We start from the raw sequence: 23,419 nt of genomic DNA on the forward strand, positions 1-23,419 counted from the left end.
TACACAGCCCTGGATTGCTTCGTCGCTTCGCTCCTCGCAATGACGGGGGCAGAGCGGGGCTCAGTTCTGCAGCCGGACGCCCAGCATCACCACCGTGCCCGACGATCCCGCGCCGGCGATGTTGGAGTCCAGCTTGTCATAGCGCAGCGTGCCCTTGACCCAGACGTTGCGCGACATCTTGTAGACGAGGTTGCCTTCGGCCGAATAGGTGCGGTCGCTGCGGCCGTAGCCCTGATAGTCGAGCGTGCCGAAGCTGAACTTGCCGATGCCGGTCAGCCAGCGGCGGAAATCGTGATCGACCTGCACCGTGTAGGTGCGCACCAGCACGCCGGAGGCGCCGGCCACCGTGGTCTCCGCGAGCTGCGTGTCGGAGAGAAAGCGCGCGGTGGTGAGCGGCGTCGCCGACCACACCAGCGAGGCCGTGGTCAGGAAGCCCTGCAGCCGGTTCAGCCGCGGGTCGACATAGCTGCGCGTGGCATAGCCGAGCGAGACCTCGCCGGTCAGCAGCCGGGTGAACTCGAACGAGGTGCCGGCCTTGGCGTAGCCGCCGGAGGAATCGCGCTGATAGCCGGAACGGTCGATCTTCTCGTCGTGCACGCGGCTGTCGCCCTGGATTTCCGTGAAGGGCTTCAGGCCGGGCATGACCTCATAGGACACCCGGCCGATGCCGCCGAACTGGTTGTAGTTGCGGTCATCGTTCGACGTCATCGTGCCGTCGGTCAGCTTGCTCTGCTGATAGCTGGTGCGATCGGCGGTGGCGCCGGCCGAGACCTGCAGCCGGTTGAAGCGCTGGTCGATGCCTAAGGTGGTGCCGAGCGTGGTGTAGACCGGATAGCGCGACAATCCGGCCTGCACGCTGGGGCTGCCGGGATTGTCGGTCGCCGCGCGCAGGCGGAGCTGGGCGCCGATCGAGGTGTCGCGCGTGATATCGAGGCGGCCGTCGACATGGCCGGTGAAGTCGGGGCGGTCGAGCGTGGTCGGCGCCGAATTGATGCCGCCGTCCATGATGGCCGGCAGGGTGCTGCCATAGCCGGTGAAGGATCCCCTAAGGTCGGCGACGAGGGCGTGACGCTCCCAGTTCGACACCGCCAGGAATTCCGGCGCGATCACCCAGGCCGGCATGCCGCGCGGCCTGGCGAGGCGGGCCGGGTTGCTGTCATAGCCGGCAGAGAGCTCGACCGCGCCCTTGATCAGGAACGGCCCGGCGTAGTCGCCGACCGCGCCGAACGGGTCGTCGTCGATCCTGAGGCGCTTGCGCGGCGGCTGGCCGGGGACGGTGCCCGCCATCGCGGGCGGCAGCGGTTGCCGGTTGGCGGAGGCCGAGGGCGGCAAGGTCGGGCGCAACTGGCCGGTGAGCTCGCCGGACGGCGGTGTGCCGGGGCCCGGCGCCGGCTTGGGCCGCGCCTGGGCGGGATAGTATTTCGGCTTCTTGCGGGTGCGATTCAGCGAATCATAGCCGACATCGGATGCGCCGCTGGCCGCGGGCACACCGGGCAGGGGGACCAGAGTTCGTCGTGCGGCCGAGCTGGCCGGCGCAGGCGTCGCGGGCAGCCCTGGCGTCGGGACGGCATCGGTCAGGCCGCTGACCACGGTCCGCCGCAACGGGGAGTCCTGCGGTGCCAGGAAGCCGTCGCGCACCGGCCGGAACACGTCGATGGTCTGGGAGCGGGCGGCCTCGGGGCCGAGCGCGGCGAGCAGCAGGCATGCGGCGGACGCACCGCGCCACACCGCGCGCCTTCGCGCGCGCCTCGCGCGGCCGCTGTCAGGCCTCCACCCCACGATGAAAATACTCCAACAAAATCAATTGCGTCGTCGGGACGCCCGCGCCGCCGGCCAACCGCGTCGTTAAGGGAGTAAAAACAAATATGGTTAATGGGCTGTTGATGGCGCCTTGCTGCCTTACCCATGCTAAAGAGCGGCGCCTGACTGTTCAGCCCTGGAAGTCCGCATGCCGAGATCGAAGCCGTTGCCCGACACCGCTCCCGCCAACGCAGATATCCAGTCGGCGCTGCGCACGCTCGACGCCGGCAGCAACGGCATTGCCGCGATCTCCGCGGCGCTATCCGGGCCCTTGGGAGCAGCCTTCGCCGCTGCCGTCGAGCTGATCCGCCAAGCCAAGGGCCGGGCGATCCTCACCGGCCTCGGCAAGTCCGGCCACGTCGCCCGCAAGATGGCCGCAACCCTCGCCTCGACCGGCACGCCCGCCTTCTTCGTCCATTCCGCCGAGGCCGGCCATGGCGATCTCGGCATGATCACCTCGGACGACGTCGTCATCGCGCTGTCGTGGTCCGGCGAGCAGCCGGAGATGAAGACGCTGGTCAACTATACCAAGCGCTTCGCCATCCCGCTGATCGCGGTCACCTCCAATGCGCAATCGTCGCTGGGGGAGGCGGCGCGTATCGTGCTGGAGCTGCCGAAGGCGCGCGAGGCCTGTCCGCACAATCTGGCGCCGACCACCTCGACCCTGATGCAGGCCGCGATCGGCGATGCGCTCGCGATCGCGCTGCTCGAAGGCCGCGGCTTCACCGCGCTCGAATTCGCCAATTTCCATCCGGGCGGCAAGCTCGGCGCCATGCTCAAACATATCTCCGATCTGATGCGCTCGGGCGACGCGGTGCCGCTGAAGCCGCTCGGCACCGGCATGGCCGATGCGCTTGCCGAGATGTCGGCCAAGGGTCTGGGCTGCGTCATCATCGTCGATGGCCGTGGCCATGTCGCCGGCATCATCACCGACGGCGACCTCCGCCGGAAGATGCGTGCCGACCTGCTGTCCGTCTCGGTCGACGAGATCATGACCGCGAACCCGCGCACCGTGCGCCGCGAGGCGCTGGCCTCCGAGGCGCTGGAGATCCTGAACTCCGCCAAGATCACGACCCTGATCGTGACCGACGGCGCCAAGCCGGTCGGCATCCTGCACATGCACGATCTGTTGCGGGCAGGGGTGGCGTGACCTTCCCACCATGACCGACCGTTTCGATCTCGACAGATATCTCGCCCGCATCGGCTATCGCGGCCCGCTGACGCCGACGTTCCAAACGCTCGCCGGATTGCAGGCCGCCCATGTCGATGCCATCGCTTTCGAAGGCATCGATCCGCTGCTCGGCCGGCCCGTGAACATCGATCTCGTCTCGGTGCAGGCCAAGATCGTCGACGGCCGTCGGGGCGGCTATTGCTTCGAGCAGAATGCGCTGTTGAAAGCGGCGCTGGAGGCGATCGGCTTTGCGGTGACGCCGCTCTCGGCACGGGTGCGCTGGCGGCTCGATGCCGATGCGCCGCTGACGCCGCGCACGCACATGATGCTGAAGGTGGACCTGCCGGAGGGGCCTTATCTCGCCGATGTCGGTTTCGGCTCCTGCCTGCTCGATACGCCGCTGCAGATGGTTGCCGACATCGAGCAGCCGACCGCGATGGGGACGTTCCGTCTGACGCTCTCCGATGGGCTGTATTGGCTCGCGGCGAGGCAGCCGGCCGGCTGGCGCACGATGTATGTGTTTGATCTGTTGCCGCAGATCCACGCCGACTATGTGCTCGGCAACTGGTTCACCTCGACCAGCCCGTTGACGCCATTCACCTCGATGCTGATCCTGGAGCGGTTGACCCGCGAGGCGCGCTACAAGCTGGTCAATCGCCGTCTGGTCGTCGAGGCGCGCGATGGCGAGGTGAGGAGCGAGCAGATCATCGAAACGCCCGAGACGCTGCGCAGCGTCATCGAGGAGGTGTTCGGGCTGACACCTCCGGTGTCCGTCGATGTGATCTGGGCGCGCATCGAGGGTTGACGGGAAGGCGTTGCGATGGCGGATGAGTTTCAGCTGGAGTCCTATCTCGCCCGCATCGCCTATCGCGGGCCGCTCGCGCCCGACCTGGCGACGCTCGCAGCGCTGCAGGCCGCGCATGTCGACGCGCTGCCGTTCGAGGCGCTCGATCCGCTGATGGGCCGTTCCGTCCATGTCGACCTGCCGTCCGTGCAGCAGAAGCTCGTGCTCGGCCGCCGCGGCGGCTACTGCTTCGAGCAGAACGTGCTGTTCCAGGCCGCGCTGGAAGCGATCGGATTCAAGGTCAACGGCCTGACGGGGCGCGTGCGCTGGCGCTCGGCGCCATCAGATCCGCTCGGGCCGCGCCAGCACATGATGCTGCTCGTCGAGGTCGACGGCCATCCGCATCTCGTCGATGTCGGCTTCGGCATCTGCATGATGGATGCGCCCATCCGTCTCGAGATCGGGCCCGAGCAGCAGACGCCGATGGGGACGTTTCGCATCGGCACGTGGGACGGACTCTACACGGTCAGCGCAAAGCAGCCGGCGGGCTGGCGCATGATGTACGCCTTCGATCTCGCGCCGCAGATCCATGCCGACTACGTGCTCGGCAACTGGTACACCTCGACCAGCCCGAACGTGCCGGCCACGCATACGCTGATGATGGAGCGTGTCGAGCCTCGTGTGCGGCACAAGCTGGTCAGCCGCCGCTATCAGCGGCAGGCGCGCGATGGCGAGGTGATCGAGGAGCGGATCATCGAGACCGCCGGCGAGCTTGGCCGTCTTATCGACGACATCTTCCGTGTGACGCCCCCGGTGCCGGTCGAAGACATCTGGGTGCGGACGTCGAGCTGATCGCGTTGCAGGTTGCACGCGATGTTCTGTGATCGAACGTGCGTTGCGGCCGCGCATGCGAGCACGAGTCGCTGCGGAACTTTTTCGCGTGTCGTGCGGAATTTGACGGGAATGCCGGCCCTCTCATTGTGTTTATGTTAAGGGTCGCACCCTTAGGTTGCGGGAACCTGAGGGGCTCGCGGCTGCCAGCCGTCGAACAATGGGGATCGTCCAGCATGACTGACATCGTGATGCACGCGACGCGATCAATCCTGCCGAGTGTGTCCGAGCAGGGCTGCCCTCACCGAACACGGCCGCATCCTTCCTGACATCGGAGCCGCGCGCCGCGGCTCATCCGAGCTGGCCTCACGGCCAGGACGGGTGGGGGCTTCACGGTTGCAACGTCGACCCTGACGCTTCGACGCTCATCCGATCGATCATGAGACCACGGCCTGACCTGCCACTTCAGGCCGAGCGGAGACTCTCGTCGAGGAAGCCCCCATCCCTTTTTTTGTTGTCCGTGCAATGAATGCTGCAAATTGGATTGGAGCTGCAAGCGACGCAATCGGTGCGCTCCCCTCCCCCTTGCGGGGAGGGATCGGGGGTGGGGGTCCCCGAGTCACGTTCGATCTGATGAGAGCTGAATTCTCTATCCGTGAGTAGGGCGCCTGCTGAGCTCGATAGTCTCACCGCGTCATTGCGAGCGCAGCGAAGCAATCCAGAGTCGGTTGCGCGGCTCTGGATTGCTTCGTCGCTTTGCTCCTCGCAATGACGGAAGCTCATAGCTGACTTCAGAAGAAGAGGGCGACGAAAGCGGTGACTGCCTTGGGCATGTTCTTCGGCATGTTCTTGGGCATGTTGAAGCGCCGGCGGATCCAACGCTGTTCGGCGCCCGGTGACCCCCACCCCCGACCCCTCCCCGCAAGGGGGAGGGGAGCGCACCGGCGTCGGGGTGGGCAGTCGGGCTAAGGCTGATCTACAGCACGTCCACTACACTCCGCGCTCAGCGCGGCAGCTCGGTCTTGCCCATCAGGAACTTGTCGACGGCCTGGGCGCACAAGCGGCCCTCGCGGATCGCCCAGACCACCAGCGACTGGCCGCGCCGCATGTCGCCGGCGGAGAAGACCTTCGGCAGCGAGGTCTGGTAGTCGGTCAGGTTGGCCTTGACGTTGCCGCGCGGGTCGAGGTCGACGCCAAGGCTCTTGAGCAGACCCTCGTGCACCGGATGCACGAAGCCCATCGCCAGCAGCACGAGGTCGGCTGCGAGCTCGAACTCGGTGCCCGGGATCGGCTTGAACTGGGCGTCGACGCGGACGCAGTGCATCTTCTTGACCGCGCCGTTCTCACCCTCGAACTTCTGCGTCAGCACCGCGAACTCGCGCATCGCGCCCTCGGCCTGGCTCGACGATGTCCGCATCTTCAGCGGCCAGTTCGGCCAGGTCAGCGCCTTGTCCTCGCGCTCCGGCGGGGCCGGCATGATCTCGAGCTGGGTCACGGAGAGCGCGCCCTGGCGCAGCGAGGTGCCGATGCAGTCGCTGCCGGTGTCGCCGCCGCCGATCACGACGACATGCTTGCCGCCGGCGAGGATCTCGGTCGCATTCACCGGCTCGTTGCCGACGCGGCGGTTCTGCTGCGGCAGGAAGTCCATCGCGTAATGAATGCCGGCGAGATCGCGGCCGGGGATCGGCAGGTCGCGCGGGGCTTCCGCGCCGCCGGTCAGCGCCACGGCGTCGTAGTCCTTCAGAAGGGTCTTGGCATCGAGGCCGTCCTTGCCGCCGACATTGACGCCGTAGTGGAAGACGACGCCTTCGCCTTCCATCTGCGCGATGCGGCGGTCGATGATGCCCTTCTCCATCTTGAAGTCGGGAATGCCGTAGCGCAGCAGACCGCCGGCCTTGGCGTGCTTCTCATAGACATGCACCTCGTGTCCGGCGCGCGCCAGCTGCTGCGCGGCTGCGAGACCGGCCGGACCCGCGCCGACGACCGCGACCTTCTTGCCGGTCTTGACGGAGGCCGGCTCCGGCTTCAGCCAGCCATTCTCCCAGGCCTTGTCGACGATGGCGCATTCGATCGTCTTGATGGTCACCGGGTTGTCGTCGATGTTCAAGGTGCACGACGCCTCGCACGGGGCAGGGCAGATGCGGCCGGTGAACTCCGGGAAGTTGTTGGTCGAGTGCAGGTTGCGCGACGCCTCTTCCCAGTTGCCGTTGTAGACGAGGTCGTTCCAGTCCGGGATCTGGTTGTTGACCGGGCAGCCGGTGGTGCCCGGCGCGGCCGAGCCCGTGCCGTGGCAGTAGGGGATGCCGCAATTCATGCAGCGCGCCGCCTGGTCGCGCAGCTCCTTCTCGGAGAGCGGCACCACGAACTCGTTGAAGTTCTTCAGACGCTCGGCAACCGGCGCGTACTTGCGATCGTGCCGCTCGATTTCGAGAAAACCTGTGACCTTGCCCATGACCTACGACGTCCCTGACTGCTCGGGCCTCATGGTTCGAGACGGCGCTTTCGCGCCTCCTCACCATGAGGGTTTGCTCCTACTTCTCCTCACCCTGAGGAGCGGCGTCTTCGCCGCGTCTCGAAGGGTGAGGCCCCGCTCTCGGCCTCATGGTTCGAGACGGTGCTGCGCACCTCCTCACCATGAGGGTTTGCTCCTATTTTCTCCTCACCGCTGAGGAGCGGCGTCTTCGCCGCGTCTCGAAGGGTGAGGCCCCGCTCTCGGCCTCATGGTTCGAGACGGCGCTACGCGCCTCCTCACCATGAGGAGAGATATCAAGCCCCGATCGCGATCTTCGGCTCGGCGTCGGCGTTGGCCGCCATTTCCTTCAGGGCGCGGCGGTACTCGACCGGCATGACCTTGCGGAACTTCGGCGCATAGTCCTTCCAGTTCGCCAGGATTTCTGCGGCGCGCTTCGAGCCGGTGGCCTTGGCGTGACGCGAGATCAGGATGTGCAGGCGCTCGATGTCGGACGCCAGCAGGTTCTTGAACACGTCGACCCGGCCATGCGCCTCGAGATCGCCCATCTGGTGATAGGAGGCTTCCGCGATCATCTCCTCCGACAGCACCGGCTCGAGCTCGACCATCGCCATGTTGCAATGCTTGTCGAAGTCGCCGGCCTCGTCGAGCACATAGGCGACGCCGCCGGACATGCCGGCCGCGAAGTTGCGCCCGGTCTTGCCAAGCACGACGACGATGCCGCCGGTCATGTACTCGCAGCAATGATCACCCGCGCCCTCGACGACGGCGACCGCGCCCGAGTTGCGCACCGCGAAGCGCTCGCCGGCGATGCCGCGGAAGAAGCACTCGCCGGAGATGGCGCCGTACATCACGGTGTTGCCGACGATGATCGACTCCTCCGGCACGATGCCGGAGTTGCGCGGCGGCTTGACGATGATGCGGCCGCCCGACAGGCCCTTGCCGACATAGTCGTTGCCTTCGCCTTCGAGCTCGAAGGTGACGCCGTTGGCGAGCCAGGCGCCGAACGCCTGGCCGGCGGTGCCCTTCAGGCTGACATGGATCGTATCCTGCGGCAGGCCGGCATGGCCGTAGATCTTCGCCACCGCGCCGGAGAGCATCGCGCCCGCCGAACGGTCGGTGTTGTTGATCTCGGCCTCGATCTTGACCGGCGCGCCGCGGTCGAGCGCGGGCTTGGCCTGCTCGATCAGCTTGCGGTCGAGCACGGCGTCGAGGTGATGGTCCTGCTTCTCGGCGTGATAGACCTTCTGGCCCGGCTCCGCCTTCTGCTTGACGAACAGCTTGGAGAAGTCGAGGCCCTTGGCCTTCCAATGCGCCACCAGCCTGGACTGGTCGAGCATCTGGGTCTGTCCAACCATCTCGTTGAACGAGCGGTAGCCCAGAGCGGCCATGATCTCGCGGACTTCCTCGGCGACGAAGAAGAAGAAGTTGATGACGTGCTCGGGCTGGCCTGTGAAGCGCTTGCGCAGCACCGGGTCCTGGGTGGCGACGCCCACGGGACAGGTGTTGAGGTGGCACTTGCGCATCATGATGCAACCGGCCGCGATCAACGGCGCGGTGGCGAAGCCGAACTCGTCGGCGCCAAGGAGTGCGCCGATGACGACGTCACGGCCGGTGCGGAAACCGCCGTCGACCTGGACCACGATGCGGCTGCGCAGCCGCTCGCGCACCAGCGTCTGATGCGTCTCGGCAAGGCCGATCTCCCACGGCGATCCCGCATGCTTGATCGAGGTGAGCGGGGAGGCACCGGTGCCGCCCTCGAAGCCCGCGATCGTGACGTGGTCGGCGCGCGCCTTGGCGACGCCGGCCGCAACCGTGCCGACGCCGACCTCCGAGACGAGCTTGACCGAGACCTGACCGTCGGGATTGACGTTCTTCAGGTCGTAGATCAGCTGCGCGAGATCCTCGATCGAGTAGATGTCGTGGTGCGGCGGCGGCGAGATCAGGCCGACGCCGGGCGTCGAGTGGCGCACCTTGGCGATGGTGGCGTCGACCTTGTGGCCGGGCAGCTGACCGCCTTCGCCGGGCTTGGCACCCTGCGCCATCTTGATCTGCATCATGTCGGAGTTGACGAGGTACTCCGTCGTCACGCCGAACCGGCCCGAGGCGACCTGCTTGATCGCCGAGCGCATGGAATCGCCGTTCGGCAGCGGCTTGAAGCGGTCGGCCTCCTCGCCGCCTTCGCCGGTGTTCGACTTGCCGCCGATCCGGTTCATGGCGATCGCGAGCGTCGTATGCGCCTCGCGCGAGATCGAGCCGAAGCTCATCGCGCCCGTGGCGAAGCGCTTGACGATCTCCTTCGCCGGCTCGACCTCGTCGAGCGGAACCGGCTTGCGCTTGTCGTCCTCGGCCGACTTGATCCGGAACAGGCCGCGCAGGGTCAGCAGCCGCTCCGACTGCTCGTTGAGCAGCTTGGCGAACGCCTGGTAGCGCTCCCTGGAGTTGCCGCGCACGGCGTGCTGCAAGGTCGCAACCGACTCTGCCGTCCACGCATGGTCCTCGCCGCGGGTGCGGTAGGCATATTCGCCGCCGACATCGAGCGCGCTCTTGTAGACCAGCGCATCGCCGAACGCGTCGCGGTGACGGCGCGTGGTCTCCTCGGCGATCTCGGCGAGGCCGACGCCCTCGATGCGGGTGTGGGTGCCGGCGAAGAACTTCTGCACGAACTCGGCGCGAAGGCCGACCGCGTCGAAGATCTGCGCGCCGCAGTAGGACTGATAGGTCGAGATGCCCATCTTCGACATGACCTTGAGCAGGCCCTTGCCGATCGACTTGATGTAGCGCTTGACGACCTCGTAGTCGCTCAGCGCGCCCGGCAGCTTGTCCTTGAGCGCGATGATGGTCTCGAAGGCGAGATACGGATTGATCGCCTCTGCGCCGTAGCCGGCGAGACAGGCGAAGTGATGCACCTCGCGCGGCTCACCCGACTCCACCACGAGGCCGACCGACGTGCGCAGGCCGGTGCGGATCAGGTGATGATGCACGGCGGCGCAGGCGAGCAGCGACGGGATCGGAATCCGGTCGGCCGAGACCATGCGGTCGGACAGGATGATGATGTTGACGCCCTCGCGCACCGCGGCTTCGGCGCGGCCGCAGAGATCGTCGAGCACCTGCTCGAAGCCGGCCGCGCCCAGGCTCGCATCGAAGGTGGTGTCGAGCGTGCGTGAGACGAAGTGGCTGTCGGAGACCTCAGAGATCGAGCGGATCTTCTCCAGGTCCGCATCGGTCAGGATCGGCTGATGCACCTCGAGCCGCTTGGTCGAGGCGACACCCTCGAGGTCGAACAGGTTCGGTCGCGGGCCGATGATCGAGACCAGGCTCATCACCAGCTCCTCGCGGATCGGATCGATCGGCGGGTTGGTGACCTGTGCGAAGTTCTGCTTGAAGTAGGTGAAGAGCAGCTTCGGCTTGTCCGACAGCGCCGAGATCGGCGTGTCGTTGCCCATCGAGCCCGTGGCCTCCTCGCCGGTCGCCGCCATCGGCGTCATCAGGATCGCGATGTCTTCCTGGCTGTAGCCGAACGCCTGCTGCCGGTCCAAGAGCGGCAGGTTGGTGCGCGCACCCGTGGTCGGCGCATCCGGCAGCTTCTCGACCTGAATCTGCGTGCGGCCGAGCCACTCGGTGTAGGGATGGCTGGCGGCGAGCTGCGCCTTGATCTCGTCGTCCGGGATCAGGCGGCCCTGCTCGAGATCGACGAGCAGCATCTTGCCGGGCTGCAGCCGCCACTTGGTGACGATCTGGTCCTCCGGGATCTTGAGCACGCCCATCTCGGACGCCATTACGATGCGGTCGTCCTTGGTGACGAGATAGCGCGCCGGCCGCAGGCCGTTGCGGTCGAGCGTGGCGCCGATCTGGCGGCCGTCGGTGAAGGCGATCGCGGCCGGGCCGTCCCACGGCTCCATCAGGGCGGCGTGATATTCGTAGAACGAGCGGCGCTCCTCGCTCATCAGCGGATTGCCGGCCCACGCCTCCGGGATCATCATCATGACCGCGTGCGGCAGCGAGTAGCCGCCCTGCACCAGGAACTCGAGCGCGTTGTCGAAGCAGGCGGTGTCGGACTGGCCCTCATAGGAGATCGGCCAGAGCCGGCTGATGTCCTTGCCGAACAGCTCGGACGACACCGACGCCTGCCGCGCCGCCATCCAGTTGACGTTGCCGCGCAGGGTGTTGATCTCGCCGTTGTGCGCGATCATCCGGTAGGGATGCGCCAGCGACCAGGTCGGGAAGGTGTTGGTCGAGAAGCGCTGATGCACCAGCGCCAGCGCGCTCTCGAAGTCCGGCTCATGCAAATCGGCGTAGTACTTGCCGAGCTGGTCGGCCAGGAACATGCCCTTGTAGATCACGGTCCGGCACGACATCGAGCACGGATAATAGCCCGACATGCCACGGTCGCGGCGCTGATAGATCGCCTGCGAGATCGACTTGCGCAGGATGTAGAGCTTGCGCTCGAACTCGTCCTCGGTCTTGGCGGCGCCGTTGCGGCCGATGAACACCTGCATGCTGCGCGGCTCGGTCGGCTTGACCGTCACGCCCAGCGAGGAGTTGTCGGTCGGCACGTCGCGCCAGCCGAGCAGGACCAAGCCTTCCTCCTCGATCTGGTCGGCGATGATGCTCTTGATGACGTTCCGCCAGGAATCGTCGCGCGGCATGAACAGCGCGCCGATGGCGTATTCGCCGGGGGCGGGCAAGGTGAAGCCGAGCTCCTTCGCCTTGCGCGAGAAGAAGGCGTGCGGGATCTGGACCAGGATGCCGGCGCCGTCGCCGAAGCGCGGGTCGGCGCCGACGGCGCCACGATGCTCGAGGTTGCACAGGATGTTCAGCGCGTCGGCGACGATCTGATGCGACTTCTGGCCCTTGATGTTGGCGATGAAGCCGACGCCGCAGGAATCCTTCTCCTGGCTCGGGTCATACAGACCTTCGGCCTCCGGACGCCAGGTGTGCAGCTCGCGGGTGATCTCGGCCGGTTTCTCGTGCGAATCCACAGCCAGCACCGCGCCGCCCAAAATTCCGTGCTCGACCTTCGATCCGCTCATATCCGTCCCCATCAGTTATTGGTCAGGGCCTTCACCACAGTCCGGTACACAGTCCGGCGCACCCCGGGCGCTGCGCGGCCCCTCTCCGGAGCCAACGCTCGTCCTTTTTCAGCGAGCCGCATTTGCAGAATTCAGGCCAGCCGCCGGGGGACCATGTCCCCGCTGGACGACCGCGGCCTGTTCATGTCGCAGCGCCCTCAGGCGCCGTAACATCATTGCAAAGTCTCGGTCACCTTTGCAACGAAATTTTAGACAGCATTTCTGTCCTAAACCGCAAGATGCCAAACTTTAACCTATCACACAAGCACTGCGGAGTCCTCGAGTTCGGGCGCCGCAACACGCTCATTCCCCGGCAAATCTTCCGTTTCTGCCGCTGACCGAACGATCCGGCCGGGCCGGCGATCACGCGCCGCGCTCGATTTTGAAACCTAACGCCCCGATCCCGCCCCTTCGCCGACCCAGGACCGCCGGAATCGCGGCAGAACTTCCGCCGCACTTGAGAAGAAGCGAACAGCTTCACGTGCGGGGGCATGCAGGAGCTTTGAACCATGAAGTTGCTAGTTGGAGTCGTCTCAGCCGCGCTGGTCGCGACGTTCGCCGCCGCGCAGGCCGAGCCGCTGCCACCGTCCGGCCTCCACGGGCCGTATACGGCAGTCTCCGATTTCGATGCGCCTTATTCGGACTTGCCGCCGCCGGCCGTCGTGCCTGCGCCACCGCCGCGCTACGGCTACCGGCCGGGCCCTGACTACGGCTACCGCGACGAGCGCTATGTGCCGCCGGCGCCGGTCTACCGTCAGGACAATTACAGAGAGGGCTATCAGCAGGACTATGGCTATGCGCCCGCGTTCCTGCCGGTGCATGAGGTCTATGCCATTCTGCGCGACAACGGTTTCTCGCCGCTCGGCGCGCCGCGCCAGCGCGGCAATGTCTGGATCGTGGCGGTGCTCGATCGCCAGGGCGAGGACGGTAAGCTCGTCGTCGATGCCCGCTCCGGCCGCATCATCCGCTTCGTGCCGGCGTTCCAATGGGGCGAGGAGTACGAGCGGATGCGCTATGAGCCCGCCCCGCGCGGTGGCCTCGACCGCCTGCCGCCGCCGAGCGTGATCCGGGCCGATCCGCGCCTGGTGCCGCCGATGCCGGCTGCGCCGCGCGTTGCCACCGCGGCGCCGATCCAGCCGAAAGTGCCGACGCCTGCCGCGCGGCCGAGTGCACCGGCACCGCAGACCGCAGCGCTCAATCCGAAACCGGCGGACGCACCCAAGGCCCTTCCGCCCAAGCCCGCGGACATCAAGCCGGCCGAGGCCAAGGCTTCGGACGCCAACACCTCTGACGCGAAGCCTTCAGACGCCAAGGCTTCAGAGGCCAAGGCTTCAGAGGCCAAGGCTTCAGACGCAAAACCCTCTGAGCCGAAGCCCGTGCAATCGGCCGCGGCTACGGCCACGCCGCAGACGACTGGCTCCGTCGCGGCGCCCGCGGCGAAGCCGGTGCCCCAGATCCTGCCGACGGCAAAGATGCCGGCTGTACAGGGTTTGGAATAGAGGCAGTCAGACGGTCTGCCCGGCCGCTTGCCACCCCCAACGCCGTCATCGCCCGGCTCGACCGGGCGATCCAGTCAACACCGGCATCTCGGTCATTCACGACCGCCGCCGCGGACTGGATGCCCGCTTTCGCGGGCATGACAGGTCGTTTGGAGCAGCCGATGAGACCCCAGCACCATCGGTCGCACTACTCGTGCTGACCGGCGGCCTTCAGGATCAGATCAGCGATCTCCTTCGGATGCGACACCAGCGACAGGTGTCCGGCGTCGAGCTCGATCGTGGTTGCCTTCATGCGGTGGGCCAGGAAGCGCTCGAAATCCGGATCGATGGTCTTGTCCTGCTTCGACACTGCATAGAATGACGGCTTGTCGTGCCACGCCGCCTGGGTGGTGCGGTTGCCGAAGATCGTCGCCGCGGTCGGCCACTGCACCGCATAGAGCTCCTTTGCCGTCGTCGCATCGACGCCGTTGGCGAAGTCCGTCAGGAAGGCGTCCTCGTTGAGCTTGGTCTCGCCGTCATGGTCGACGATGCCGGCGCGCGCCGGCGGCGTCGGATATTGGCCGGCGAGCTTGACGAAATCCTCGCCCGCATCGGGGGCGCGGGCGGCGACATAGACCAGCGCGCTGACCTTCGGATCGGTGCCGACCTCGCTCACGACCGTGCCGCCCCAGGAATGGCCGACCAGCACGGCTGGCCCATCCTGCTCGGCCAGGGCGCGGCGGGTGGCGGCGGCGGAGTCCGCCAGCGAGGTCAGCGGGTTCTGCACGGCCGTGACCTTGAGGCCGGCCGCCTGCAGATAGGGGATGACCTTGGCCCAGCTCGAGCCGTCGGCCCAGGCGCCGTGCACCAGCACGACGTTGTGGACCTTGGGCGGCGGCGCGGGCTGCGCCAGAGCAGGGCCGGCCAATGCCGTCAGCGCGGCAACGAGGGAGAGGGTGCGAACGACGTTCATCGTTGAGGCTCCAGTGGCTCGGGTGAGTGAGGTCATCACTGGCGTCTTCGCTGGCCGGGTGCAGGCCGTTACCGCCCGTCACGATCGTTTGATTGCACTGCAGCAACGCACAAAAAAACGCCCCGGCTGCCCGGGGCGTTCGCATTCTCAAGTCTGAGTGCCGGTTAAGCGGCGGCCTTCTCGGCCGATCCCTCGATCACCGGCTGCTCGGAGCCTTGCGCGCCGGTTGAGATCGGAATCGAGCGGGGCTTCTTCGCTTCCGGAATCTCGCGTACGAGGTCGACGTGGAGCAGGCCGTTTTCGAGGCTGGCGTTCTTCACCACCACGTGGTCGGCGAGCTGGAACGAGCGCTCGAACGCCCGGGCGGCGATGCCGCGATACAGCACCTCAGCCTTCTTGCCGTTCTCATTGGCGGCCTTCTCGCCCTTGATCGTCAGCGTGTTTTCCTTCGCGACGAGGGAGAGCTCATCCTTGCCAAAGCCGGAGACGGCGACGGTGATGCGGTAGGCGTTCTCACCGGTGCGCTCGATATTGTAGGGCGGATAGCCGGGGGTGGGCTCGGCGGTGGCCTGATCGAGCATCGAGAACAGACGGTCGAAACCGACGGTGGAACGATAGAAGGGGGTGAGGTCGTAGGTACGCATGGTCAAAGTCCTCCATTGAGCGACTATTGGGCAAACCCGCCCGCCATCGGGCCGGGCCGTCGTGCAGCCATCAGAGGCCTGCACGATCTCGATGTAGGGCAGGCGTTTCGACGTTCAAGGGCGTTCGGGACCTGCTCTTTTTGCCGTTCCACCCCTTGATTCCCGCTGCCTTTCACCTATTCGATGGGCGCCTCATGACGCTCGTCTCGATTCCCGCCAATCCCGTTCCCGAAAACGTCACAGCCGGCACCATCAAGACCCCTGATGGCGCCGAGCTGCGCTTTGCGCGCTGGGCGCCGCCGGCCGGGCGCAAGGGCACGGTGTGCGTGTTCACCGGCCGCAGCGAGATGATCGAGAAGTATTTCGAGACGGTGCGCGATCTGCGCGATCGCGGCTTTGCGGTCGCCATCATCGACTGGCGCGGCCAGGGCCATTCGTCGCGGCGCCTGCGCGATTCCCGCAAGGGCTATGTGCGCGCGTTCTCCGACTACGAGACCGACGTGGAGACCTTCGTCACGCAAGTCGTGCTGCCGGACTGTCCGCCGCCTTATTTCGCGCTGGCGCATTCGATGGGCGGCACGGTGCTGCTGCGGCTCGCCCATGCCGGCAAGCGCTGGTTCGATCGCATCGTGCTGTCGGCGCCGATGATCGACCTTCCGGGCAGCCGCACAGCGCTGCCGGCGCGGCTGTTGCTGCGGGCAATGCGCATCGCCGGGCAGGGCGGCCGCTACGTGCCGGGCGGCAACGACGAGATCAGCGGACTGGCGCCATTCGTCAACAATCCGCTGACCTCCGATCCGGTCCGCTATGCCCGCAACGCCGCGATCCTCGAAGAAGATCCGACGCTCGGCATCGCCTCGCCCACCGTCGCCTGGGCCGACGCCGCGTTCTCCGCGATGATGACCTTCCGCGGCATGAGCTATCCGTCGCAGATCCGCCAGCCGATCCTGATGCTGGCCGCGTCCAGCGACACCGTGGTGTCGACCGCTGCGATCGAGGAGTTCGCCTATCATCTGCGTGCCGGCTCGCATCTCGTGATCGCCGGCGCCAAGCACGAGATCCTGCAGGAGCAGGACCGCTACCGCTCGCAGTTCTGGGCCGCGTTCGATGCCTTCGTGCCGGGCACCCCGCTGTTCGGCTGAGCCGTCGCGCTCGTTTGCTGGACACCCCTGGGCGGGCGGGCTAGCTAGACTCGACGTCCTCCTCGGAGCTTGGCGGCAGACGTGAGTGAACGGCGGAAAAATCAGCAGGCGCAGGCGCTGCAGGAGGCGATCCACGCGCTGCGTGCGCGGCAGTTCGCCCGCGCCGAGCAGATCGCCGCCTCGATCCTGCGCACGGCCAGGACCGATCGTGCCGCGCTGCTCGTTCATGCCCATGCGCTGCTGGGCCAGCACCGCGCAAACGAGGCGATCGTGCCGCTGGAGAAGGCTGCGCTCCGCGGCAGCGATCCGGAACTCGAGACGCTGCTCGGCGCCGCCTTGTGCGAGTCCAGACGCGCCGCCGACGGCATCGCGCAGCTGCGCAAGACCGCGGCGCGGCGGCCGCCTTTTCTGCCGGCGTTCCAGGAGCTGGCGGGGCGGCTTGCCAAGTCGGGGCAGCTTGGTGAATCCATCGCCGTGATCGAGGAGGCGCTGACGCTGTCACCCGACAGCGTCGACCTCCAGCTCGATCTCGGACGCCTCTCTCTTCAGGCCAATGACCGCGTTCGTGCCCGCACGCACCTGCTGGCGGCGCGCGAGGCCGCGCCGGGACGGCCCGACATCCTGATCGAGCTCGCCTGGGTGCAGTTCCTCGACGGCGACTATGCCGAGGCCGCAGGCACCTACCGCCATGCGCTCGGGCTGCGGCCGGAGGACACGCAGACCCGCGCCAATCTCGCGATGTGTCTCGCCGAGATGGGGGATCGCGATGGCGCCCAGGCTGCGCTGCGCACGGCGGTGCGCGGCCGGCCGCATCTGCTGACCCGCGCGGCCTATACGCTCGCCGTCACCTCGCACGGCCGTTTCTTCTTCCGTCCGAGCGACGCTGCCAGATTCCTGCAGATCGACGGCGCTGCGACAGCTAAACCCTGAACCGCTTGCGATAGACGCCCGTCTCGCGCTTCAGCGCATCGCGCACCTCGTGGATCTCGGCGATCTCCTCTTCGGTGAAGGCCGAGGTCTGCATCGCCCATGCCTGCCGCTTCACCGGAATGCATTGCGCGACCGGCGTTCCTCTCGGGATCAGGCCACGGAACGCCGTGTCATGCCAGTGCGCCGGGAAGTGCACGAACGAGTCGTGAAAGCGGTCGCTGTCGACCAGTCCGGTCAAGGTGGTGAAGGGCAGGTCGAAGCGGTTGACGGGATGCGTGAACAGCAATGCCCAGCCCTCCGGCGACTCGATCGTCCACAGATTGTGAAACTTGAGCAGGAAGCGGTCGGCCTCGAACAGCGGCGAGCCCGTGACCTGGGCGACGTCGTGAAAGCTGATCGGCGAGCGCGGAAAATCGATCGCACCGCCGGGCGGCAGCTCGTTGTCCCAACTGATGCCGCCGTCCTCGACCGTGAGATCGCAGATCAGCGGAATGAGGAAGCCCGTGGTCATGGCGTCGATGAAGGGCGGGCAGCGCTTGACGGTCTGCTCCTCGGCCTGGTTGAGCGCGCTGAACGCGGTGGCCGGCATCGTCTTGACCCAGTCGGGAACGCCCATCGGCGCCGGCACCGGCTGCGGAATGAGGCCTTCGAGCTCCTTCGGACAGCGGAATTTCAGCGTGAGCGGTTCAGTCTCGGACATCGGCGCCGCGGTTCTCCTGGGGATGACGGCAGATGTCTACGCCTTCGCCGCCGAAAGTCCAACCGGCCGCCGCCGCTACTTGGTCGACAGCACCTCGCCGAACCGCTCCCACTGCTTGCCGGTGAAGCGCATGAACTGCACCTGCTCGACCGGGAGGTGGTCGCTCTCGCTGGTGCTGACCTTGATGCCCGGCAGCAGCATCGGCAGCTCCAGATCCTTGATCGACAGCGCTTGCCGCAAAATGTTCTCGCGCGACAGATCGTTGCCGGCGGCCTTCAGCACGTGCTCCAGCACCATGCCGTTGTTGTAGCCGTTGACGTAGTTGGAATCACGGATGTCGCCGTCGGGCACGTATTTGGCCATGTAGTCGCGCCAGCCCTTGACGCCGGCATCGTCCGCCCAGGCCGGATCGAGCGGGTCCTTCACGTAAGCCGTCGAGATGATGCCGGTGCCGGCCTCGAGGCCGGCCGGCTCCATCACCGACGACATCCACACCGAGACGTTGCTCAGGAACGTCAGCGGGCGCCAGTTGATCTCATGGGTCTTGCGGATCGCCTGCGCGGCGAATTTCGGCGTCGCGGCAATGATCAGCGCATCGGCGCCGGTCGATTTCAGCTTCACGATCTGCGAGTCGATGGTCGGATCGGTCGACTCGTAGCTTGCGACGGTCACCGCGCTGTCGAAGCGCTCGCCCAGCACGTCCTTCAGCCCGGCGAGATAGTCGCGGCCAAAATCGTCATTCTGCGCGAGAATGGCAAAGGTCGCATCCGGCTTCTTCTGCAGAGCGTAGCGCGCATACATCCGAGCCTCGTTGCGGAACGGCGCCATCACCCCCATCAAGGCCAGCGGAAATTGCTGGGGATCACCGAACTTCGAGGCGCCCGAGGCCACGAACAGCTGCGGCACCTTCTTGCCCTGGAGATACTTGGCGATCGCAGTGTTGTGCGCGGTGCCCATGGTCGAGAAGATGAACGACACCTCGTCGCTCTCGACCAGCCGTCGCGTCTGCTCCACGGTCTTGGGCGGCACGTAGCCGTCGTCCAGCGAGATCAGGTTGACCTTGCGGCCGTTAATGCCGCCGCGGTCGTTGACCATCTTGAAATAGGCCACCTCGCCTTTGCCGAGGATGCCGAAGGCGGACACGGGCCCGCTGTAGGGCATGGTCTGTCCAATGCGGATCTCGCCGGCGGTGATGCCCGGCTGATCCTCCGCCCGCACGGGCGCGGCGAGGACGGACGCGACGACGAACAATCCTGCCGCTGCGATGGCGCTTCGCATGGACACCTCCCTGGTGGCCGCGCTGCCGGCGGCGTTTTAGCGGTCAGCATAGGCGGAGGTTGGGGGGCTGCGCAATTAAAATATATTTTTTAATAAAAATGTACTTTCTGGCTTTGCTAGTGTGAATTGTCCCGCGAAAGTGAGTCGATGTCCGGCAGCGCCACCCAGACCGTCTACGAGCAGTTGCGTGCCAGCCTGCTCGCCGGCCTCTATCGTCCGGAGGAGAAGCTGAAGATCAGCGAACTCGGATCAGCCTTCTCGGTCAGCACGGGGGCGATCCGCGAGGCGTTGGCGCGGCTCACGGCGGAAGGGCTGGTGACGGCGACGCCGCAGCGCGGCTTCCGCGTGGCGCCGGTCTCGGTGGCCGATCTGCGCGATCTGACCGACATGCGCGTCGAGATCGAGACCAAGTGCCTGCGCCGCGCCATCGCCAACGGTGATCTCGCCTGGGAGACCACGGTCGTTGCCGCGCATCACCGTCTGGCCGCGACGCCGATCGCGGCTCATGACGGAAGCTTCTCGCCGGCCTGGATGCTGGCGCATGCCGATTTCCATGCCGCGTTGGCCCAGGCCTGTGGCAGCGCCTGGATGATGCGGGTGCGTGATCTCCTGTTTGCACACAACGAGCGCTATCTCGATCTCGCCCGCAAGACCGATCGTGGCAACCGCGATGCCGCGCGTGAGCATCGCGAACTGATGGAGGCGGCGCTGGCGCGCGACACCGAGCGCGCTGTGATGCTCATGACGGCGCATCTCGACAAGACCCGGGACACGATCGAGGCGGCGCTGCTCGCAGCGACGGCGATGAACGAGGCGAAGTAGGACCCTATCAGGACGCAGACGGCGAACGTCTTCGACGCGATCCGTCCCTAACCGGATGTCACCAGCCGAATGAATGAGGGTAGCCTGACGGCTGCGGACACTTCATTCGGGGGGGCGATGTACTTCCGCTGAGAAGCGTCGAACTAAGCGCGCCGCGCGTAGATGCGATCGCTCGGCGCGACGCGAACCACCATGCCTCGAGCGCGGTCGTAGTCCACCGTTGTCGTCGACATCATCCGTTAAACGAGAATTGTTGCGAAGGTTCAACCTTTTCGAGCGTCGACGCTTCCCTCATCCCGCTGCATTTGTAAATCCGCCGTCAGTGTTAATCGGGCTTCATGCCGGGCTTGCTGTGCATTCAAGCATGCATTCACCACGCGGCGATCTCTCCAAGTTTGGAAACGTCCCGGTAACGCGCCGTCCCGCTAGTGGCGTCCACTAACGACATTCCTGGAGGAAACATTGATGATGATGAAGATTGCGCGGAAGCTGGTTGGTCCCCATGCGCTCAATTCCGGCTTCGGTCTGGTGACCATGTTCTCATTGACCGGCGTGGTCGCTTCACTCGTGCTGGTCCAGCACGGGGTGAATGTCAGCCCGCCCGCGATGTTCTGATCGGACCGCTGCCGACCCGGCCCCAGTCGGTAGTTGGTCCGCAGGACTCACCCGTCCCGAGGTGGGCTGCCTGCAACCTCTATCGAGACAAGCTGTCACCGACAGTCATTCGGGCCGTGAACCGGTCTTCCTGGCGCGCGATCCGATCAGCTCGGCGACGAGCGGATTGGCGTAGCGGCGCTGCTGGCTCACGGCAAAGAACTGCTCCTTCAGCGCACTCAGCCGCGCGCGCTCGACGAGCGTGCCGGAGCGCAGCTCGTCGATCACGACGATCGACGGCACCAATGTGACGGTGCCGCTCTCGCGGGCCATCAGGCGCAGCATCGCCATGTCGTCGACCTCGGCGGCGATGATCGGGCGGATCCCGCCCGATCCGACTAGCGCATCGAAGGCCGAGCGCAGCGCGCTGCCTCGGCCGGGCAGGATCACGGGCGTCGTCGCGAGATCCTGCGGAAAGCGGAATCGCGCGGGCCTGGTCGGCTTGCGGCCGACGAGGCTGACGCGCTGTTCGTCGATCAGTGTGTTCTCGAAACTGCTGCGCATGTCCGGCGCTGCCGGATGGTTGGCGAGCACGAGGTCGAGCTTGTGGGAATCGAGCTGCTCCAGGAGCTCGGCGAACTGGCCGGTGCGGATGATCAGCTCAACGTCGACCCGCGCGATCAGCGGCTTCAGGAAGGCGATCTGGAAGTTGCGCGACAGGTTCGCCGCGGCGCCGACCCGCAGCAACTGTCGTCCCGGCCGTAGGCCCGACAGCGTCTCGATCAGCTCATGGCCGGACTTGAACACGCTGCCGGCATAGTCGAGCGCGATGCGCCCGGCCTCGGTGAGCTGCAGAGTGCGGCCGGTGCGCTCGAACAGCTTCTGCCCGAGCTGCGCCTCCAGCGCCTTGATCTGTACCGAGAGAGAGGAGGGCGAGACGTTGAGCCGCTGCGCGGCGCGGCTCATGCTGCCTTCGCTGGCGATGACCCAGAAATAGCGCAGGTGATGGTAGTTCAGGTGCGGCATGGCATCGTTCTATATTTTATAACGATCATGTTCAATCATTGAAATTTTAAGAAGCATCGTGGGCCGGTAAAGCAGGGGGCAGCCGTCTCATTTGATCAACCTGTCGAGCCGTCATGAACCCGCTCATTCCCTGCCTCGCGGCGCTTGCGCCGCTCACGCTGTGTGTCGCCGCACTTGCGGGCATCCACGCCAGCGCCCGTGACGTTGCTCGCCGCGCGATCCTCGCCGCGGCGATCGCCTTCGGCATCGCGACGGTCGCGAGCCTCGCTGCGGCCGTCGTCGGGGCAGGGCGGACGCCGCTGCTTGGCGGATACGGCCTCGGGCTGTCGCTTCAGCTCGACGCGCTCGGCGCCATCCTCTCGGTTCTCGTCAGCTTCATCGGCATGGTCGTGGTGCGCTACAGCCGCAACTATCTCGACGGCGATCCAGGTCAGGTCCGGTTCACGCGCTGGCTGCTGCTGACCCTCGCGGCGGTGCTGACACTGCTGATCGCAGGCAATCTGGTGCTTCTGCTCGCCGCCTGGGTCGCGACGAGCCTTTCGCTCGGCAAGCTGCTGTTGTTCTACGAGACCCGGCCGGCCGCGATCCGCGCCTCGCGCAAAAAGTTCGTCGCGAGCCGGCTCGGCGACGCCTGCCTCGCACTCGCTGCGCTGCTGCTCTACATCCGGTTCGGCACGCTGGAGATTGCCGGCCTCGTCGCCCACGCCCGGGCGGGCGAGGGGGTTGGCTCGGCGATCGTCACGATTGCAGCGCTCCTGATCGTCGCGACCGCCATGCTGAAATCCGCCCAGCTGCCGCTACATGGCTGGCTGATCGAGGTGATGGAGACGCCGACGCCGGTGTCGGCGCTGCTGCATGCCGGCATCATCAATGCCGGCGGCTTCCTAGTGCTTAGGCTCAGCGACGTGCTGCTGCTGGCCACGCCCGCGCTCGACGTCCTCGCGATCGTCGGCGGGGCCACCGCGCTGTTCGGCTCGCTGGCGATGCTGACGCAGACCTCGGTGAAGGTGCAGCTGGCCTATTCGACGGTGGCGCAGATGGGCTTCATGCTGCTGCAATGCGGGCTCGGCGCCTTCTCCGCGGCGCTGCTGCACATCGTGGCGCACTCGCTCTACAAGGCGCACGCCTTCCTGTCCTCGGGCAGCATCATCGATCTTGCCCGGGCGTCCTGGACACCGAGCCCCGGCGGCCAGCCGCACGCGGCACGGCTGATCCTGGCGCTGGTCGCCGTGATCGGGCTCGCGCTGCTCACCGGGTTCGCCTTCGGCATGACCTTGCGCACCAACCCGGCGCAGATCGCACTCGGCTCGGTGCTGCTGATGGGGCTCGTTCACCTGATGGCCAACGCCATCGACGAGCGGCCGAACGCCTTCGTCGTCGCTCGCGCCGCGGTAACCGCGGCCGGTGTCGCGATCGTCTACTTCGCGCTGCAGGCCGCGATGGCCTGGCTGGTCGGGGGCAGCATCCCGGCCTCGCGGCCGGTCGACGGCATCGTGCCGATGCTGATCGCGGCCGCCGTCGTCGTGTCGTTCGCGGCCGTCACCGTGTTCCAGAACCAGATGATGCGCCGCGCCGACGCGCCGTTCTGGATCGCGGCCTACGTCCACCTGCGCAACGGCCTCTATCTCAACACGCTCTCCAACCGTCTCGTGCTGACCTTAGGGCCGAGGCATTCGACCGCACGTCTCCCGTCCAACCCGTGAT

At 66.4% G+C, this 23,419-nt stretch carries 17 protein-coding genes; 9 read left to right on the forward strand and 8 right to left on the reverse strand.

The window, feature by feature from the left end; all coding sequences use genetic code 11:
* Positions 1-60: 60 nt before the first annotated feature.
* Complete coding sequence (locus ACQR1H_RS05170) at positions 61-1,779, reverse strand: outer membrane beta-barrel protein (protein WP_316236784.1); 1,719 nt, start codon at positions 1,777-1,779, stop codon at positions 61-63.
* Positions 1,780-1,948: 169 nt separating this feature from the next.
* Here ACQR1H_RS05170 and ACQR1H_RS05175 point away from each other — a divergent pair, with 169 nt between their 5' ends.
* From ACQR1H_RS05175 to ACQR1H_RS05185, 3 genes are read left to right on the forward strand one after another with little or no spacing between them, the layout of a single operon-like run.
* A complete protein-coding gene (locus ACQR1H_RS05175) occupies positions 1,949-2,950 on the forward strand; it encodes a KpsF/GutQ family sugar-phosphate isomerase (RefSeq protein ID WP_315801808.1) in 1,002 nt (333 codons plus the stop codon).
* Between the two features lie 10 nt (positions 2,951-2,960).
* Complete coding sequence (locus tag ACQR1H_RS05180; RefSeq protein ID WP_434887863.1) at positions 2,961-3,776, forward strand: arylamine N-acetyltransferase family protein; 816 nt, start codon at positions 2,961-2,963, stop codon at positions 3,774-3,776.
* Between the two features lie 15 nt (positions 3,777-3,791).
* Positions 3,792-4,607 (forward strand): arylamine N-acetyltransferase family protein, encoded by an 816-nt coding sequence (locus tag ACQR1H_RS05185; RefSeq protein WP_434884714.1) that lies wholly within the window; start codon positions 3,792-3,794, stop codon positions 4,605-4,607.
* Positions 4,608-5,589: 982 nt separating this feature from the next.
* On the opposite strand, the gene ACQR1H_RS05190 is transcribed toward ACQR1H_RS05185, so the two are convergent.
* Both ACQR1H_RS05190 and gltB read right to left on the reverse strand, forming a co-directional pair.
* Complete coding sequence (locus tag ACQR1H_RS05190) at positions 5,590-7,038, reverse strand: glutamate synthase subunit beta (RefSeq protein WP_316179620.1); 1,449 nt, start codon at positions 7,036-7,038, stop codon at positions 5,590-5,592.
* Between the two features lie 314 nt (positions 7,039-7,352).
* On the reverse strand, positions 7,353-12,089 hold the full coding sequence (gene gltB / locus ACQR1H_RS05195; RefSeq protein WP_434873540.1) for a glutamate synthase large subunit: 4,737 nt from the start codon (positions 12,087-12,089) through the stop codon (positions 7,353-7,355).
* A 548-nt stretch (positions 12,090-12,637) separates the two neighbouring features.
* Here gltB and ACQR1H_RS05200 point away from each other — a divergent pair.
* Complete coding sequence (locus tag ACQR1H_RS05200; protein WP_434863857.1) at positions 12,638-13,627, forward strand: hypothetical protein; 990 nt, start codon at positions 12,638-12,640, stop codon at positions 13,625-13,627.
* 187 nt (positions 13,628-13,814) lie between these two features.
* Here the strand turns inward: ACQR1H_RS05200 and ACQR1H_RS05205 are convergent, their stop codons facing one another.
* A complete protein-coding gene (locus ACQR1H_RS05205) occupies positions 13,815-14,579 on the reverse strand; it encodes an alpha/beta fold hydrolase (protein ID WP_434863858.1) in 765 nt (254 codons plus the stop codon).
* A 164-nt stretch (positions 14,580-14,743) separates the two neighbouring features.
* Positions 14,744-15,223 carry an Hsp20 family protein gene (locus ACQR1H_RS05210; RefSeq protein ID WP_315801815.1) on the reverse strand — a complete coding sequence of 160 codons (480 nt, stop codon included), beginning with the start codon at positions 15,221-15,223 and terminating at the stop codon, positions 14,744-14,746.
* A 194-nt stretch (positions 15,224-15,417) separates the two neighbouring features.
* Here ACQR1H_RS05210 and ACQR1H_RS05215 point away from each other — a divergent pair, with 194 nt between their 5' ends.
* Together ACQR1H_RS05215 and ACQR1H_RS05220 are read left to right on the forward strand one after the other, a co-directional pair.
* A complete protein-coding gene (locus tag ACQR1H_RS05215; protein ID WP_434863859.1) occupies positions 15,418-16,365 on the forward strand; it encodes an alpha/beta fold hydrolase in 948 nt (315 codons plus the stop codon).
* 81 nt (positions 16,366-16,446) lie between these two features.
* Positions 16,447-17,295, forward strand: coding sequence for a tetratricopeptide repeat protein (locus ACQR1H_RS05220; protein WP_434907244.1), 849 nt, complete (start codon positions 16,447-16,449; stop codon positions 17,293-17,295).
* On the opposite strand, the gene ACQR1H_RS05225 is transcribed toward ACQR1H_RS05220, so the two are convergent.
* Positions 17,285-17,995: a hypothetical protein gene (locus ACQR1H_RS05225; protein ID WP_434863861.1), complete on the reverse strand. Its 711-nt coding sequence runs from the start codon at positions 17,993-17,995 to the stop codon at positions 17,285-17,287. The genes ACQR1H_RS05220 and ACQR1H_RS05225 overlap by 11 nt on opposite strands.
* Positions 17,996-18,070: 75 nt before the next feature.
* Positions 18,071-19,273, reverse strand: coding sequence for an ABC transporter substrate-binding protein (locus tag ACQR1H_RS05230; RefSeq protein WP_434863862.1), 1,203 nt, complete (start codon positions 19,271-19,273; stop codon positions 18,071-18,073).
* Between the two features lie 147 nt (positions 19,274-19,420).
* On the opposite strand from ACQR1H_RS05230, the gene ACQR1H_RS05235 reads away from it, so the two are divergent.
* The gene (locus tag ACQR1H_RS05235; protein ID WP_316217176.1) at positions 19,421-20,095 is read left to right on the forward strand and encodes a GntR family transcriptional regulator; all 675 of its coding nucleotides are present in this window, start codon (positions 19,421-19,423) and stop codon (positions 20,093-20,095) included.
* Positions 20,096-20,560: 465 nt separating this feature from the next.
* The gene (locus ACQR1H_RS05240; RefSeq protein WP_316236796.1) at positions 20,561-20,710 is read left to right on the forward strand and encodes a hypothetical protein; all 150 of its coding nucleotides are present in this window, start codon (positions 20,561-20,563) and stop codon (positions 20,708-20,710) included.
* Between the two features lie 105 nt (positions 20,711-20,815).
* Here ACQR1H_RS05240 and ACQR1H_RS05245 read toward each other — a convergent pair whose 3' ends face one another.
* Positions 20,816-21,715 (reverse strand): LysR family transcriptional regulator, encoded by a 900-nt coding sequence (locus ACQR1H_RS05245; RefSeq protein ID WP_315801823.1) that lies wholly within the window; start codon positions 21,713-21,715, stop codon positions 20,816-20,818.
* Between the two features lie 113 nt (positions 21,716-21,828).
* Here ACQR1H_RS05245 and ACQR1H_RS05250 point away from each other — a divergent pair, with 113 nt between their 5' ends.
* On the forward strand, positions 21,829-23,418 hold the full coding sequence (locus ACQR1H_RS05250) for an NADH-quinone oxidoreductase subunit L (protein ID WP_434907245.1): 1,590 nt from the start codon (positions 21,829-21,831) through the stop codon (positions 23,416-23,418).
* Position 23,419: the final 1 nt, after the last annotated feature.

The sequence above is a fragment of the Bradyrhizobium sp. HKCCYLRH2015 genome (genome assembly GCF_051168215.1).
Taxonomy (GTDB): Bacteria; Pseudomonadota; Alphaproteobacteria; order Rhizobiales; family Xanthobacteraceae; genus Bradyrhizobium.

Excerpts from the sequence above, each read along its gene's own strand:
- ACQR1H_RS05175 (WP_315801808.1), top strand. The coding sequence starts at position 1,949 with ATGCCGAGATCGAAGCCGTTGCCCGACACCGCTCCCGCCAACGCAGAT.
- ACQR1H_RS05180 (WP_434887863.1), top strand. The coding sequence starts at position 2,961 with ATGACCGACCGTTTCGATCTCGACAGATATCTCGCCCGCATCGGCTAT.
- ACQR1H_RS05185 (WP_434884714.1), top strand. The coding sequence starts at position 3,792 with ATGGCGGATGAGTTTCAGCTGGAGTCCTATCTCGCCCGCATCGCCTAT.
- ACQR1H_RS05190 (WP_316179620.1), bottom strand. The coding sequence starts at position 7,038 with ATGGGCAAGGTCACAGGTTTTCTCGAAATCGAGCGGCACGATCGCAAG.
- gltB (WP_434873540.1), bottom strand. The coding sequence starts at position 12,089 with ATGAGCGGATCGAAGGTCGAGCACGGAATTTTGGGCGGCGCGGTGCTG.
- ACQR1H_RS05200 (WP_434863857.1), top strand. The coding sequence starts at position 12,638 with ATGAAGTTGCTAGTTGGAGTCGTCTCAGCCGCGCTGGTCGCGACGTTC.
- ACQR1H_RS05205 (WP_434863858.1), bottom strand. The coding sequence starts at position 14,579 with ATGAACGTCGTTCGCACCCTCTCCCTCGTTGCCGCGCTGACGGCATTG.
- ACQR1H_RS05210 (WP_315801815.1), bottom strand. The coding sequence starts at position 15,223 with ATGCGTACCTACGACCTCACCCCCTTCTATCGTTCCACCGTCGGTTTC.
- ACQR1H_RS05215 (WP_434863859.1), top strand. The coding sequence starts at position 15,418 with ATGACGCTCGTCTCGATTCCCGCCAATCCCGTTCCCGAAAACGTCACA.
- ACQR1H_RS05225 (WP_434863861.1), bottom strand. The coding sequence starts at position 17,995 with ATGTCCGAGACTGAACCGCTCACGCTGAAATTCCGCTGTCCGAAGGAG.
- ACQR1H_RS05230 (WP_434863862.1), bottom strand. The coding sequence starts at position 19,273 with ATGCGAAGCGCCATCGCAGCGGCAGGATTGTTCGTCGTCGCGTCCGTC.
- ACQR1H_RS05235 (WP_316217176.1), top strand. The coding sequence starts at position 19,421 with ATGTCCGGCAGCGCCACCCAGACCGTCTACGAGCAGTTGCGTGCCAGC.
- ACQR1H_RS05240 (WP_316236796.1), top strand. The coding sequence starts at position 20,561 with ATGATGATGAAGATTGCGCGGAAGCTGGTTGGTCCCCATGCGCTCAAT.
- ACQR1H_RS05245 (WP_315801823.1), bottom strand. The coding sequence starts at position 21,715 with ATGCCGCACCTGAACTACCATCACCTGCGCTATTTCTGGGTCATCGCC.
- ACQR1H_RS05250 (WP_434907245.1), top strand. The coding sequence starts at position 21,829 with ATGAACCCGCTCATTCCCTGCCTCGCGGCGCTTGCGCCGCTCACGCTG.